We start from the raw sequence: 14,593 nt of genomic DNA on the forward strand, positions 1-14,593 counted from the left end.
GACGCCGCGTTGTTAGCGTGGCGGTATGACTTCGCACCCATCACAGCCTCCGGTCCAGCAGCCGGACAACCAGAACCCCGGCCAGCCTCCGGCCGTCGGTGCCCCGGCCCCGGGCCCTGCAGACGGCGTCCCGGCCCCCGCGCAGCAGCCGGCCGCTCCGGCCTACGGCGCCCAAGCTCCCGTGCCGGCGCTGGCCGTGCGCGGCCTGGCCAAGCGCTTCGGTGAGAAGATCGCCGTCAACGGCGTCAACCTGGACGTGCCAGCCGGGTCCTTCTACGGGCTGGTCGGCCCCAACGGCGCCGGCAAGACCACCTCGCTCTCCATGGCCACCGGACTGCTCCGGCCCGACTACGGCCAGGTCTGGGTGCACGGGGTGGACGTCTGGGCCGAGCCGCTGAAAGCCAAGCGGCTGATGGGCGTGCTGCCCGACGGTGTGCGGCTGTTCGACCGGCTGACCGGCGAGCAGCTGGTCACCTATGCTGGATTGCTGCGCGGCATGGACCGGGAGACGGTGGCCGCGCGCGTGCCGGACCTGCTGCGGGCAATGGACCTGACCAACGACGCGGGAACCCTGGTGGTGGACTACTCCGCCGGCATGACCAAGAAGATTGCCCTGGCCACGGCGCTGATCCATGCGCCGAAACTGCTGGTGCTGGACGAACCGTTTGAGGCCGTGGACCCGGTCTCCGCCGCGAACATCCGCGACATCCTCCACGACTACGTGGCCTCCGGCGGAACGGTGATCGTTTCCAGCCACGTCATGGACTTGGTCCAGCGCATGTGCGACCACGTGGCGGTGATCGCCGGCGGCAACGTGCTGGCCGCCGGCACCGTGGACGAGGTCCGTGACGGTGCCAGCCTGGAAGAGCGGTTTGTCCAGCTGGTCGGCGGCCGGACCCAGGCGGAGGGGCTCGAGTGGTTGCGCACCTCGTAAGGCTGAAGCTGACGCTGCTGCGCAACGGCTTCAAACGCAGCCCGTGGCAGCTGGTCGGCGTGATCCTCGGCGGCCTCTACGCTGTCGGCGTGTTGGCACTGCTGATCGCCGGACTGTTCTTCCTCAGCTACACCGAGCCGGAGATGGCTCGCATGGTGGTGGTGCTGGGCGGATCCGCCGCGTTCCTGGGTTGGGCGCTGATCCCGATGATGGCCACCGGCGTGGACATGACACTGGACCCGGCCCGCTTCGTCACCTTTGCCGTGCCCATGCGGCAGCTGCTGCTGGGACTCGCCATCGGAGGCCTGGTGGGCATCCCGGGCGTGGTCACGCTGGTGGCAGCGCTGGGGCATGCGGCCGCCTGGTGGCAGCATCCCGTGGCGCTCGTGGCCGCGGTGCTGTGCGCGGGAATCGCCACGCTGACCTGCGTGGTGCTCTCCCGCGTGACCACCTCGGCCTCCACTACGTTGGCCAGTTCGCGCCGGTTCAAGGACCTCAGCGGGGTCATCGGCATCATTCCGCTGGTGCTGCTGGGCCCGATCACGCTCGGCATCACCGAAGGGTTCCGCAGCTCGCAGGACTTCCTGCCATCGCTGACCGAGGGCCTGGCCTGGTCGCCGCTGGGTGCTGTCTGGGCCGTCCCGGGCGACCTGGCGCTGGGCAACTGGGGTGCCGCCGCGGCCCGGCTGCTCATCGCGGTGGCCTTCCTCGCGGTGATGGCCTGGCTGTGGAAGCTGAGCCTGGCCCGCGCCCTGGTGACTCCGCCGTACAACGCGGTGTCCCGGAAGGCCGGCGGCAAGCTGGGCTGGTTCTCCCGGATGCCCGGCACCCCGGCGGGTGCGGTGGCGGCACGGGCACTGATCTACTGGTTCAAGGATCCGCGTTACGGCGCATCGCTGGTGTCCATTCCGCTGATTCCGGTGGCCGTCTTCTTCGGCCTCTCGCAGGCCGGCGACTTCACCTTCATGCTCTGGCTGGGCCCGATGATCGCCTTCCTGCTCTCCTTCGCTATTTCCGCCGACATCGCGTACGACAACACGGCCTTCGCGCTGCACGTCACCACCGGCGTGAGCGGCCGGGCCGACCGGATCGGGCGTGTCGTGGCCTGTGCGGTGATCGCGCTGCCGGCCACCGTGCTGCTCACCGTGCTGCCGTTCGTCTTCATCGGGGAATGGCACTTGCTGGCCCCCGTCTCCGGCGTCGCGCTCGGAATCCTGTTGACCGGATTGGGCCTGTCCAGTGTGGTTTCGGCCCGTTACACCTACAACGTGCCGCTGCCGGGGGAAAGCCCGTTCAAGACCCCGCCCGGGTCGACCGCCCGGATGATGCTGGTTCAGCTCGGTGGCCTCGGCGTGCTGGGTCTGCTCGCGCTGCCCGAGATCGTGTTGGCGCTGATCGGCGTGTTCACCGGCGAGCCGCTGTGGGGCTGGCTGGCCCTGGTGGTCGGCGTCGTGCTCGGCGCTGTGCTGCTGGTGGTTGGCATTGTGCTGGGCGGCCGCTGGTATGACAGCCGCACGCCGGAACTCCTCCAGGCTGTGGCTAAAAACAAATAGTCGGCCAACTCAGCTGCGGTGGCAGGCGAGGACGACGGCGGAGGCTGCCTCCGCCGTCGTCCTTCCTTTTTCAGGGGTTAAGATGGTTGGCATGAGTCTTCCCCCGGATCCTTTCGAAAACGACCCCCGCGCGCCGCAGACCCCGGGCGGCTCCACCGCGACGATCGAGCGTGAAGAACTCCGCGAAGAGCTTGAGCCAGGCGACCGCGAACGCTTTGCGCACTATGTCCGCAAGGAAAAGATCATGGAGTCGGCACTGTCCGGCGAACCGGTGATCGCCCTGTGCGGTAAGGTCTGGGTGCCTGGTCGCGACCCGAACAAGTTCCCCGTCTGCCCCGACTGCAAGGCCATTTATGATGGCCTGCGCCCCGGCGGCGACGATTCCGGCAAGAAGAAGTAGCGCTCCTACCCACCTGAAGCGGGCGCGTCCGGCGTCCGCTTACGCTGCCCCCTGCCTGCAAAGAAAGCTAGCCCTGGTTCCTTGATGACCGAATCCACTGCCGTCCGCGCGCCCGGCGCCATGTCGGCTGCCTACCGGCCGCTGACGCTGGGTCTGCTGGCAGTGATTACGCTGGCGGCCTTCGAGGCAGTGGCGGTGGCGACGGCGATGCCCGTGGTGGCGGCCGACCTGGAAGGAAAGTCTGCCTACGGGCTGGCCTTCTCCATGTTCCTGACGGCCTCGCTGCTGGCCAGTGTGGTGGCCGGTGTATGGTGCGACGCCAAGGGGCCGCGCCCGGCGCTTGGTGCAGGGCTGGTGCTGATGGTGGCCGGACTGGTGCTGTCCGGGGTGGCCGGGGAGTTCTGGATTTTCACCGCCGGCCGGGCCGTGGCCGGGCTGGGCGGCGGCTTCGCCATCGTGGCTGTCTATGTGATCATCGGGCAGGTCTATCCGCAGCGGATGCAGCCGGTGGTTTTCGGCTGGCTGGCAGCAGCCTGGGTGGTTCCCTCGCTGGTGGGGCCGCTGGCCGCCGGCGTGGTGGCGGAGTACATTTCCTGGCGACTGGTGTTCTACGGCGTGGCGCCAATCTTCCTGCTGGCCGTGCTGGTGATCTGGCCGCGGACACGCAGCGTGGGCGCACCGGAAAACCCGACGACAGACCGGCGCGCCGGACGCCTGCAGGCGGTGCGCGGCCTGATGCTGGCCGGCGGCGTGTTCCTGGCCCAGTGGGCACTGTTTGAAGCGGTCGCCGGCGGGACCGCCTGGCAGTTGGTCCTGTTGTATGCGCTGGCCGCTGGGGGAGTGGTGCTGGCGCTGGTGGCGCTGCCCAAGCTCATGCCGGCCGGGACCATGCGGCTGCGCCGTGGACTGCCCAGCGTGATCGCCACCCGGGGACTGATCAACCTGGCGTTCTTCGGCGCCGAGGCTTTCATTCCGCTGATGCTGGTGGCGGCGCACGGGATCTCGCCCGCCACCGCGGGCCTGGCCCTGACGGCTGGCGCGGTGGGCTGGAGCATCGGCTCCTGGCTGCAGGCACGCGTGCAGACCGCACGGCACCTGATGCTGGTGGGCGGCGCCGGTATCCTGACCGTCTGCATGGGGCTGATGGCGCTGGTCTCGGCGCCGTCCGTGCCGCTGTGGACGCTTATTTTGGTCTGGGCGCTGGCCGGGTTCTCCATGGGAGTGGCGTTGTCCACCACCTCGGTGCTGGTGCTGAAGATGTCCGCTCCCGAAGAGCGCGGACGCAACTCGGCGTCACTGCAGCTGGCCGACCAGCTGGGCGGCGTCGTGGGAACCGCGGGCGCGGGAGCGCTGTTTTCGCTGCTGCGCGATCCGGACAACCCCGGCGCGATCGGCGTCTACGTGGTGATGTGGCTGGTGCTGGCTGCGGTGGCTGCCGGCGGAATCGCCACCGGGTGGCGCAGCGCGGACCAGACGCAAGACAGACAGGAACAACGGGAGGAGGCCACCGAATGAGCAATGACACACTATTTGGCGCGGGACCGGTGCTGCCGCCGGCATACCCGGAGCGGGCCGCATGGGGAACGGCGCCCAAGCTACGCCAGTGGCAGGCCGAGGCCCTGCAAAAGTACTTCGAGATGGCGCCGCAGGACTTCCTCGCCGTGGCTACGCCCGGCGCCGGCAAGACAACCTTCGCGCTGCGCGTGGCCACCGAACTGGTGGATCGCGGCCTCGTCAACCGGATCACCATCGTGGCCCCGACCGACCACCTCAAGCGGCAGTGGGCGGATGCCGCCGCCCGGGTAGGCCTCTCCATCGACCCGAACTTCAAGAACTCCGACGGTTCGCACGGCCGCGACTTCATCGGCGTCGCCGTCACCTATGCGCAGGTGGCGATGAAACCGCTGCTGCACCGGGCCAAGACCGAAGCCGCGAAAACACTGGTGATCCTGGACGAAATCCACCACGGCGGCGACGCGCTCAGCTGGGGCGACGGCATCCGCGAGGCCTTCGAACCGGCCGTCCGGCGGCTGGCGCTGACCGGCACCCCGTTCCGTTCCGACACCGCGGCCATTCCCTTCGTGGAGTACGCCGAAGACAAGGACGGCATCCGCCGCTCGCGGGCCGATTACACCTACGGCTACGGCAGCGCGCTGCGCGACCACGTGGTGCGCCCGGTGATGTTCATGGCCTACTCCGGCGAAATGCGGTGGCGGACCAGCTCGGGGGACGAGTACGCAGCATCGCTCGGCGAAGCCGCGGTGACCAAGGACATCACGGCGCAGGCGTGGCGGACGGCGTTGAACCCGCAAGGCCAGTGGATTCCCGCTGTGCTCGCCGCCGCCGACAAGCGGCTCACCGAGGTCCGCCGGGCCGTCCCCGACGCCGGCGGGCTGGTGATCGCCACCGACCACGACGACGCCCGTGCCTACGCCGGCCAGCTGAAGAAAATCACCGGCGAATCCGCCACGATCATCCTCTCCGACGACGCCGGTGCCTCCGAGAAGATCGAGTCGTTCTCCGCCGGCGACAGCCGCTGGATGGTCGCCGTGCGGATGGTCTCCGAAGGCGTGGACGTCCCGCGGCTTTCGGTGGGTGTCTACGCCACCTCCACGGCCACGCCGCTGTTCTTCGCGCAGGCCGTGGGCCGTTTTGTGCGGGCCCGGAAGCGCGGCGAAACGGCGTCGGTCTTCCTGCCGTCGGTACCCAACCTGATGGAACTGGCCAACCAGATGGAACTGGAACGCGACCACGCGCTGGACCGTCCGGACAAGGACAACGACGAAGGCTTCATTCCGGAAGAAGCGCTGATGGAGCAGGCCAACCGGGAAGACAAGGCCTCTGACGAGCTGACCAAGCAGAAGTTCGAGGCGCTGGACTCCCAGGCCTCCTTCGACCGCGTGCTGTTCGACGGCGCAGAGTTCGGCACCGGCGGCGAGATCGGCAGTGAAGACGAACTGGACTTCCTGGGCATCCCCGGCCTGCTGGACGCCGAGCAGGTGGGCGTGCTGCTGCGGCAGCGCCAGCAGGAGCAGCAGACCCGTAAGCGGCAGCGGGCCGGAGGAGCGGCCGCGGTTGAGCCTGCGCCCGCCGTGGTGGACCACCGACAGCTGACCGAGTTGCGCAACCAGCTGGCCAAAAACGTCTCAGCGTGGTCGGCCCGCTCCGGCATGCCGCACGGCGTGGTCCACTCCGAGCTGCGCCGCGTCTGCGGCGGTCCCGCCGTGGCCCAGGCCAACGAAGAGCAGCTGAACAAGCGGCTGAAGAAACTCCAAGACTGGTTCATCGGCCGCAAATAACGCTCCTCGGTGATCGACCAAGGCCGCTCGCGGCCGCGTGGAGATCCGCCCTGCGTGGAGATCCGCCCTGCGTGGAGATCCGCCCTGCGTGGAGATCCGCCCGCCCGGTGATCGACCAAGGCCGCTCGCGGCCGCGTGGAGATCCCGACGCGTAAAGGCCCGCGGTCGGAATTGCACGCGCTTAGACACCTCGCTCGTTCCTCGCTCGGCGATGCGCCGCTTAGCAATTCCGACCGCGGTACCCCGGTGATCGACCAAAAGCGATTGCATCCCCGGTGATCGACCAAGGCCGCTCGCGGCCGCGTGGAGATCCAAGCCTGTCGCTGCTCCGACAACCCGACGGTCAGCTGCCGTCGGCCTACTTCATATCGCTCTTGATCTCGTCCACTCTGCCCTCAATCAGGGCAATTCGTTTGGCACGGCTCCAGTTCTGAACCTGCTTCTCACGTACAAACGCGTCTTCTACCCGGCTGAATTCTTCGCAGTACACAAGACGCACGGGCCTGCGGCGGGCGGTATAGGCAGCGCCTTCACCGGATCCGTGCTCGCTGATCCGCCGTTCCAGGTCCCACGTACTCCCAACGTAAAAGCTGCCGTCCGCGCACTGCAGGATGTACATGTATGGCATGCCGCCTCCCGTCCGGAGGACCAGTGTGCCAAAAAGTTGCGGTCTCGGCAGGCTGTTTCCACAGGGCACCGGCGAGCGGGATCTGCCCGCGGCCGGATCTCCACGCAGGCGGATCTCCACGCGGCCGCAAGCGGCCTTGGTCGATCACCGGAGGGGCGATCACCGGGCGCGGGGGCCTTTGGTCGATCACCGGGGCCGGAGGCCGGAATCGCTAAGCGGCGCATCGCCGAGCGAGGAACGAGCGAGGTGTCTAAGCCGCGTGCGATTCCGGCGCAGGCCCGGGCGATTCCGGCTACTTGATGACGTCGATGCCGTTGTCGCGGAATTCGGCCAGCGTTCTTTCTACGCGTTCCGCGTTGATGCCGGCCGACAGCGCCAGGTGCACTGACGTGGCGTAACCGGCTTGTGCGGCATCCAGCGCCGTCTGGCGGACGCAGTAGTCGGTTGCCAGCCCGGCCACCACCACTTCATCCACCTCGTGTTCCTGCAGCCAGTCGTCCAGGCTGGGCATCTCGGTGTCTTCTTCTTCCTCGTCGCCGTCGCGCTCGCCGGTGGCGACTTCGTCAGCCGGTGCCAGCAGGCCGTCGAAGCCGGAATAGCCGGCGTCGTACTGGCCCTTGCGGAAGTAGGCGTCGATCCGGTCGGTGTCCAGATCGGGGTGCAAGTCCGCCCCGCGCGTGCCGGCCACGCAGTGCCGCGGCCAGCTGTCCACGAAGTCCGGTTCGTCGGCGAAGTGGCCGCCCGGATCCACATGCCAGTCCTGGGTGGCCACCACGACGTCGTATTCATCAGGCCGGGTGTCCAAGTGCTCGCTGATGTCCGCGGCGGTCTTCGCGCCGCCGTCGACCGCCAAGGTGCCTCCTTCGCAGAAGTCGTTCTGGACGTCGACAATGATCAGTGCCCGGGTCATGACTGCTCCTCGAACTCGGTGGGAATGGCGGCCTCGCCGCGCTGCAACCGGTGTACCGCGCCGGGCAGCTCGGCCATGGAAGCGGCGTGGCGTTCAGCGGCGCGGCGGACGCCTTCGGCGCCGGTCCAGCCGTCCGCCAGCTTGCCGTTGGCGATGAATTGTTGCAACAGCGGCCGGTCGTTGCCGTCGTCGAAAGGCTGGCGGCCAATGCCGATCACCTCGGCCGTGGCGGCGCCCCGCTGGTTCAGCCGGCGCAGCGCATACTTTCGTCCGCCCACGGAAATCTTGTTCTTCGATGCCTTCGCCACCGAAACCTGTTCGCCGTCCGCGCCCTCGCGGCTGACCAGCTTGTAGACCATGCTGGCGGTGGGCGCGCCGGACCCGGTGACCAGGGCGGTGCCGACGCCGTAGGAGTCCACCGGCGCCGAGGCCAGCGCGGCGATGGCGTATTCGTCCAGATCGGAGGTGACGGTGATGCGGGTGTGGTGGTTGCCCAGATCATCCAGCAACTTGCGCACCCATTGCGCCTGGGCGATCAGATCGCCGGAATCCAGCCGCACTCCGCCCAACTCGGGACCAGCCAAGTCCACCGCCGTACGGACGGCGGTCTCGACGTCGTACGTGTCTGCCAGCAGGGTGGTCCCCACGCCCAGCGAAGCCAGCTGCGCTTCGAACGCCTTCTGCTCGCTGTCATGCAGCAAGGTGAAGGAATGGGCGGCCGTGCCCACCGTCTTGACGCCGTAGCGGTACCCGGCTTCCAAGTTGGAGGTGCTGGAGAAGCCGCCGATCACGGCGGCACGGGCAGCAGCCACGGCCGATTCCTCATGCGTGCGCCTGGACCCCATCTCGATGCAGGGCCGGCCGCCCGCCGCGCCCGTCATCCGGGACGCTGCCGACGCGATGGCGCTGTCATGGTTCAGCACGGACAGGATGAACGTCTCCAGCACGCATGCTTCGGCGAAACTGGACTCCACAATCAGGATCGGCGAGTAGGGGAAGTAAGCCTCGCCCTCGGCATAGCCGTAGATGTCGCCGGAAAAACGGAAGTTGGCCAGCCAGTCGATGGTCTTCGCGTCCACCACGTCGGTGCGGGCCAGGAAGTCGAGCTGGTCTTCGGTGAAGGTGAAGTGTTCAATCCCTTCCAGGACGCGACCGGTGCCGGCCACCACTCCGTACCGCCGCCCCTCGGGCAGCCGCCGGGCGAAGGCCTCGAAGACGGAGCGCCGGTGGGCTGCGCCGGAATGCAGGGCGGCCTGCAGCATGGTCAGCTCATAGTGGTCGGTGTACAGGGAGGTGCTGGGGTGCTTCCAGCCGGCTGCAGTGTTCACATCCACGACTCTAATCCTGTGTTCGCCGTCTGAGTACTTCGGGGCTTCCGGCGGGCCCCGAAGCGGCGCCTGCCTACAATGGAAGCCATGACCGTGAGCATGCTTCCCTCCTGCACAACTGTGCTGGACGCGGATATTGAGACCTCCCGCCGCACGGAATCCTCCGAACTCACGGCCAAAGACGTCCCGTGGGTCGTCATCGTGTGGAACGATCCAGTCAACCTGATGAGCTACGTCAGCTATGTCTTTCAGAGCTACTTCGGCTACTCGGAGGGCAAGGCGCACAAACTGATGCTCGAAGTGCACCAGCTGGGCAAATCCGTGGTGGCCACCGGTAGCCGCGAGCAAGCCGAGCGGGACACGGTGGCGATGCACTCGTTTGGCCTGTGGGCCACCTACCAGAAGGCGGACCAGGCGTAGATGGCCAAGGCATTCAAGCGCACCCGCAAGGGGATCACCGGGCACCTTGAGCCCGCCGAGCGCGAACTGATCGGAAAGCTGTTTGGGGACGTCATCTCCATGCTGGAGATAGACCGGAAAGACGAGGATCCGCTGGCGGCGATGGTGGGCCTGGACCTCGACGCCGCCAAGCCCCAGGACGCGGCGCTGCTGCGGCTACTGCCTGACGCAGTGGAGCACGACGACGGCGAGGCGCTGGAGTTCCGCAGGCTCACCGAACGCTCACTGCGCGAGGACAAGCTCGGGGCGCTGCGCGCCAGCGCGCTGCTGCTGGAACACACGCCGTTGCAGCTGACCGACGAGCAGGCCCGGCTCTTCGCGCGCGCCACCAACGACGTGCGGCTGGTGCTGGCCGAGCGGCTGGACATCCGCACCGACGAGGACGCGCAGGCGCTGCATGAGATCGACGACTGGTCCCAGGCCGAGGACCTGGAGACCTACCTGGCGCTGGTCTACAACTTCATGACCTGGCTTCAGGAAACGCTCATGCAGGCTCTGCTGGACGGGTTGGAACGCCACTCCGGCCGCGAGGGCTGAGCTCCGCGGCGCCGCGGACAGCGGCAGTTTGGACGCCGGCAGGGCTGTGAGATGGCTTACAGAAGCCGCCCAGAAGTTCGCCCAACCGGCCATCGGCGTCTTATCCTCTAGTGAATATGAGCCCGGAAAGGCAGTGACACGGAAGATGTTGATCCAACCCGCAGCTCCGATCGGCATTTTCGATTCCGGGGTGGGCGGGCTGACTGTTGCCCGGTCGGTCATCGACCAGCTGCCGAATGAGTCCATTCTGTACGTGGGGGACACGGCCAACGGCCCCTACGGTCCGCTGCCGATCGCCGAAGTGCGCGCTAATGCGCTGGGCGTGATGGATGAACTGGTCGACGCCGGCGTCAAGCTCCTGGTCATTGCCTGCAACTCAGCCTCCGCCGCGGTGCTGCGGGACGCCCGGGAGCGGTACACCGCGCGCTACGGCATTCCGGTGATCGAGGTAATCCAGCCGGCTGTCCGCCGCGCTGTCGCCTCCACCCGCAGCGGCCGGATCGGCGTGATCGGCACGTCGGCCACGGTCGGTTCCCGCGCCTACGAGGACACCTTCGCCGCCGCGCCACATCTGGACGTGACCTCCGTGGCCTGTCCCCGGTTTGTGGAGTACGTGGAAGCCGGCGTGACCGCTGGGCAGGAGCTGCTGTCCACCGCCGAGGAGTATCTGGAGCCGCTCAAGCGGGCAGACGTTGACACCCTGGTGCTGGGCTGCACCCACTATCCGCTGCTGACCGGCGTCATCTCCTACGTCATGGGCGACGGCGTCACGCTGGTGTCCAGTGCGGAAGAGACCGCCAAGGACGTCTACCGTGCACTGGTTTCGCACGATCTGCTGCGACCGGAAGGAACACCGGGCCAGCACCACTTTGTGGCCACCGGCGATGCCGAGTCCTTCGAGGTGCTGGCGCGCCGGTTCCTGGGGCCGGAAGTAATCGCCGTGGAGCATGTGGACCACGTGGCCGCACAATATCCCACCGGCAGCATGGCGCGGATTACTCCGGAAATGATTGCCGCTGCACGCGCCGGTGCCCCATCCGCACCCAGGATCTCGCCGTTTGCCGCCACGGCATCGGAGCCCCATCAGGGGGAGCGGGCATGAACCTGACCATCATCGGCTGCAGCGGCTCGTTTCCCGGCCCACAGTCACCGGCGTCGTGCTATTTAGTCAGTGCCTACGACGGCGAACGCACCTGGCGCATCCTGCTGGACCTGGGCAACGGAGCCTTGGGGACCGCGCAACGGTATATGGAGCTGGAGGATATCGACGCGATCTTCCTGAGCCACCTGCACCCGGACCACTGCATGGACCTGTGCGGACTCCATGTGGCGGTGCGCTGGAATCCCGACGGCTGGACCAAGGGCCGCATTCCGGTCTGGGGGCCGGCGGCCACCGCCGATCGGATGGCCACCGCCTACGGACTCGAGCTCGATCCCGGCATGACCGAGGAGTTCGACTTCCACCACTGGTCGGAACGGGAACCGGTCAAGCTGGGTCCGTTCAGCATCACTCCCTACCCGGTGCGCCATCCGGTGGATGAGGCGTACGCCATCCGGGTTGAGGCGACCGAACCCACCCCCGACGGGCCGGTGACGCGCGTACTGACCTACTCCGGTGACACCGACAGCTGTCCCGAACTGGTGGAAGCAGCCACCGGCGCTGACATGTTCCTCTGTGAGGCCGCCTTCCACGAAGGCCGCGACGACGCGGTCGACGGCGTGCACCTCACCGGGAAGCGCGCCGGCGCAACCGCCACCGAAGCGCAGGTCCGCCGGCTGCTGCTGACCCACCTGCCGGTCTGGAACGATTCGGTGCGGACCGTCAACGAGGCCCGCGAAACCTACCACGGCGATTTGGCCGTGGCGGTGGCCGGGGTCAGCTACGTCATCTGACCCGCGGCGGCCGGTGCGAGCCGATAGGCTGGTGCCATGACTGATGTTGATTCCAGCTCCGCCCTGCCCGCCGTCACCGCCCGAGCCGACGGCCGGACGCCGGAGCAGCTGCGCCCGATCAGCATCACCCGCGGCTGGTCCAACCAAGCCGAAGGCTCCGCGCTGATTGAATTCGGCAACACCCGCGTGCTGTGCACCGCGTCGTTGACCGCGGGCGTGCCCCGCTGGCTGAAGGGCGAGGGGCGCGGCTGGGTCACCGCCGAATATGCCATGCTTCCCCGGGCCACCAACACCCGTTCCGACCGCGAATCCGTCAAGGGGAAAATCGGCGGCCGCACGCACGAAATTTCCCGGCTGATCGGCCGCTCGCTGCGCTCGGTGATCGACACCAAGGCACTGGGGGAGAACACCATCGTGCTGGACTGCGATGTGCTGCAGGCTGACGGCGGCACCCGCACCGCGGCCATCACCGGCGCCTTCGTGGCTCTCGCCGATTCACTGCACTGGGCCAAGGAACAGAAACTCATTGCCCGTTCGGCCCGGCCCCTGACCGACACCGTGGCCGCCGTCAGCGTCGGAATCATCGACGGCGTGCCCATGCTGGACCTGCCGTATGTCGAAGACGTTCGCGCGGAAACCGACATGAACGTGGTGGTGACCGGATCCGGCCAGTTCGTGGAAGTCCAGGGCACCGCCGAAGGCGCGCCGTTCGACCGCGCAGAGCTCGACGCCCTGCTGGACCTGGCGCTCGCAGGCACGGCCCAGCTCTCCCAGATCCAGCGCGAGACGCTGTCGGAGACGCTTGGAGAAGTCATCCGTGGCTAACGGCGAACCCCGGCTGGTGCTGGCCACTCATAACCAAGGCAAGCTGCGCGAGCTGCGCGAACTGCTGCGAGGTCAGATTCCCGGGCTCGATGTGGACACGCAGGTGATCGACGCCGCTGCGGCCGGTGCGCCGGACGTCCCCGAAACCGGCCTGACCTTCGCCGAAAATTCCCTGCTGAAGGCGCACGCCGTGGCCGAAGCCACCGGCCTGGTTGCGGTGGCTGACGACTCCGGCTTGGCCGTGGACGTGCTCGGCGGTGCACCCGGTATTTTTTCCGCACGCTGGGCTGGGAAACACGGCGACGACGAGGCGAACCTCCGGCTCCTGCTGGCCCAGCTGGCCGACATAGCGCCCGAGCATCGCGGTGCCGCATTCGTCTGTGCGGCAAGCATTGTGTCGCCGCGGCTGGAGGCCGTCGAGGAAGGCCGACTGGCCGGCGTCCTCCTGACCGAACCCCGCGGCTCCGGAGGATTCGGGTACGACCCGATCCTGCAGCCGGCCGGCATGGACCGCAGCTGCGCGGAACTGCAGCCGGAGGAAAAGAACGCCATCAGCCACCGCGGCCAAGCATTCCGCGCACTGCTGCCGCACCTGGTGAAGGCGCTGAGCTAGGACAAGCTGCATCCGACGGCGAAGCAATACGCGAGCTTCCTGCATCGATTCGTTCCGCTTCTCAGGCCGTCGGCGACCGTGCCGCTCGGTCTGCCCAGATGATCCTTTTCTATCTGGTCCCCGGGCTTCTGGGTCATCCAACGATGGGCCGAAACTATCGGTTGGCATGACTTCCTCTCACCGTTTCAGAGCGCTCGCCCACGTGAGCAATATGGACCGGTCGAACAGGTTGGTCGACTGCAAGTATTGGGAATCTCCGCGCTTCATCTAATCCACCCCCAATCGCGGCCGTCGCCTAGCCAAAAAGCGTCCGAACAGGCCCATCGTCTGTTGTGCCGAGGGCCGCACCGTGTTCCTCTCCTCCCACTTGATGAGGGATGTGGCGCTAACGGCGTACCAACTGATTGTGATCAGCCGCGGCCGGATCATCGCCGATGCGCCGATCCAGGACATCCGTTCGATTCCAGTCAAAAGTGTCAGACCCGGCTTATAGGCTGTTTTCAGTAGTAGTTCAGTACCAAACGTTGGCCACCAGGTTGGGGGTTCCTGGTGGCGTTTGCGGGCTTTGTTTCGCGACCGTTCGTAGTCGATGCCGTGCCCGAGTGGGCATGCTGAAGATTGAGACGCAGTCATGTTTGATCCGCCAGTACCTGAACCGCCTGGCGCGGCGGAGGCCTCCGCACCGTCCGACACAGTCTCGTCCGGTGGCGCGCCTGCTGGTGCGGTGTCTGCTGGCGCGGCACCTGCGTCCGCACCCCCGGTCGGATCGGTTCCCGCTGGCTCCATTCCTCCGGCCGCACCATCAGTCAGCGGAGCTTCGCCGGCGTCACCCCCGGTCGGCGTTGTCCCTCCGGCGGAAGCCGCGGCTGTTGGCGGCGGGGTTCCGGCGGTTGGGCTGCCCGCGGGCAACGGGTCCGGGGTGTGGTTGCCGCCGGTGGATCTGGGGGCGTCGGCGGCGGTGTTGGTGGATCAGATCACCGCGCGGGAGAACGCGAAGGACGCGATCGCGGCGGAGCAGGCCCAGCTCATCGTCGCCTTGGAGCAGCAGATGCTGGCCGAGCGGGCCGCCAAGGGCGTGCCCGCTGCCCGATGGGGTGAAGGGATCGCCAAGCAGGTCGGGTTGGCGCGCCGGGAGTCCCCGAACTGCGGCGCTTTGCTGCTGGGCCGGGCCAGGGTCCTGGTCACCGAGATGCCGCACACGCTCAAAGCGCTCG

Annotated in this window: 14 protein-coding genes and 2 pseudogenes; 13 read left to right on the forward strand and 3 right to left on the reverse strand. The window is 67.6% G+C overall.

The window, feature by feature from the left end; genetic code table 11:
- Nucleotides 1–25: 25 nt before the first annotated feature.
- From E4J89_RS18055 to E4J89_RS18075, 5 genes are all read left to right on the forward strand, one after another.
- Entirely contained in the window at nt 26–934 is a 909-nt protein-coding gene (locus E4J89_RS18055; RefSeq protein WP_240691979.1) for an ABC transporter ATP-binding protein, read from the forward strand.
- The gene (locus E4J89_RS18060) at nt 916–2,487 is read left to right on the forward strand and encodes a transporter (RefSeq protein WP_136787601.1); all 1,572 of its coding nucleotides are present in this window, start codon (nt 916–918) and stop codon (nt 2,485–2,487) included. The genes E4J89_RS18055 and E4J89_RS18060 overlap by 19 nt, the downstream gene beginning before the upstream one ends.
- Nucleotides 2,488–2,569: 82 nt before the next feature.
- Nucleotides 2,570–2,887: a DUF3039 domain-containing protein gene (locus E4J89_RS18065; RefSeq protein ID WP_136787602.1), complete on the forward strand. Its 318-nt coding sequence runs from the start codon at nt 2,570–2,572 to the stop codon at nt 2,885–2,887.
- 84 nt (nt 2,888–2,971) lie between these two features.
- A complete protein-coding gene (locus E4J89_RS18070) occupies nt 2,972–4,402 on the forward strand; it encodes an MFS transporter (protein WP_136787603.1) in 1,431 nt (476 codons plus the stop codon).
- Nucleotides 4,399–6,186, forward strand: coding sequence for a DEAD/DEAH box helicase (locus E4J89_RS18075; protein WP_136787604.1), 1,788 nt, complete (start codon nt 4,399–4,401; stop codon nt 6,184–6,186). Before E4J89_RS18070 ends, E4J89_RS18075 begins: the two co-directional genes overlap by 4 nt.
- Before the next feature lie 358 nt (nt 6,187–6,544).
- On the opposite strand, the gene E4J89_RS18080 is transcribed toward E4J89_RS18075, so the two are convergent.
- The 3 genes from E4J89_RS18080 to E4J89_RS18090 all read right to left on the reverse strand — a co-directional run bounded on the left by E4J89_RS18080 (nt 6,545) and on the right by E4J89_RS18090 (nt 9,052).
- The gene (locus E4J89_RS18080) at nt 6,545–6,814 is read right to left on the reverse strand and encodes a GIY-YIG nuclease family protein (protein WP_136787605.1); all 270 of its coding nucleotides are present in this window, start codon (nt 6,812–6,814) and stop codon (nt 6,545–6,547) included.
- A gap of 292 nt (nt 6,815–7,106) precedes the next feature.
- Nucleotides 7,107–7,724, reverse strand: a complete 618-nt coding sequence (locus E4J89_RS18085; protein WP_136787606.1) for an isochorismatase family protein — start codon at nt 7,722–7,724, stop codon at nt 7,107–7,109.
- Nucleotides 7,721–9,052 carry a nicotinate phosphoribosyltransferase gene (locus E4J89_RS18090; protein WP_136787607.1) on the reverse strand — a complete coding sequence of 444 codons (1,332 nt, stop codon included), beginning with the start codon at nt 9,050–9,052 and terminating at the stop codon, nt 7,721–7,723. Before E4J89_RS18090 ends, E4J89_RS18085 begins: the two co-directional genes overlap by 4 nt.
- 99 nt (nt 9,053–9,151) lie before the next feature.
- Between E4J89_RS18090 and clpS the strand changes: the two genes are divergently transcribed.
- The 8 genes and pseudogenes from clpS to E4J89_RS18130 all read left to right on the forward strand — a co-directional run.
- Nucleotides 9,152–9,472, forward strand: a complete 321-nt coding sequence (gene clpS, locus E4J89_RS18095; protein ID WP_136787617.1) for an ATP-dependent Clp protease adapter ClpS — start codon at nt 9,152–9,154, stop codon at nt 9,470–9,472.
- Nucleotides 9,473–10,048 carry a DUF2017 domain-containing protein gene (locus E4J89_RS18100; RefSeq protein WP_136787608.1) on the forward strand — a complete coding sequence of 192 codons (576 nt, stop codon included), beginning with the start codon at nt 9,473–9,475 and terminating at the stop codon, nt 10,046–10,048. It abuts the gene before it with no gap.
- Between the two features lie 145 nt (nt 10,049–10,193).
- Nucleotides 10,194–11,150 carry a glutamate racemase gene (gene murI / locus E4J89_RS18105; RefSeq protein ID WP_136787609.1) on the forward strand — a complete coding sequence of 319 codons (957 nt, stop codon included), beginning with the start codon at nt 10,194–10,196 and terminating at the stop codon, nt 11,148–11,150.
- Nucleotides 11,147–11,941: an MBL fold metallo-hydrolase gene (locus E4J89_RS18110; protein ID WP_136787610.1), complete on the forward strand. Its 795-nt coding sequence runs from the start codon at nt 11,147–11,149 to the stop codon at nt 11,939–11,941. The genes murI and E4J89_RS18110 overlap by 4 nt, the downstream gene beginning before the upstream one ends.
- A 36-nt stretch (nt 11,942–11,977) precedes the next feature.
- Nucleotides 11,978–12,766 carry a ribonuclease PH gene (gene rph, locus E4J89_RS18115; protein ID WP_136787611.1) on the forward strand — a complete coding sequence of 263 codons (789 nt, stop codon included), beginning with the start codon at nt 11,978–11,980 and terminating at the stop codon, nt 12,764–12,766.
- A complete protein-coding gene (gene rdgB, locus E4J89_RS18120) occupies nt 12,759–13,379 on the forward strand; it encodes an RdgB/HAM1 family non-canonical purine NTP pyrophosphatase (protein WP_136787612.1) in 621 nt (206 codons plus the stop codon). The genes rph and rdgB overlap by 8 nt, the downstream gene beginning before the upstream one ends.
- A gap of 334 nt (nt 13,380–13,713) precedes the next feature.
- Nucleotides 13,714–13,833: pseudogene (locus tag E4J89_RS19845) on the forward strand (ABC transporter ATP-binding protein); the annotation flags it as partial.
- Nucleotides 13,834–14,298: 465 nt separating this feature from the next.
- Nucleotides 14,299–14,593, forward strand: a pseudogene (locus E4J89_RS18130) (HNH endonuclease); the annotation flags it as partial.

The sequence above is a fragment of the Arthrobacter sp. CAU 1506 genome (assembly GCF_005047635.1).
Taxonomy (GTDB): domain Bacteria; phylum Actinomycetota; class Actinomycetes; order Actinomycetales; family Micrococcaceae; genus Crystallibacter.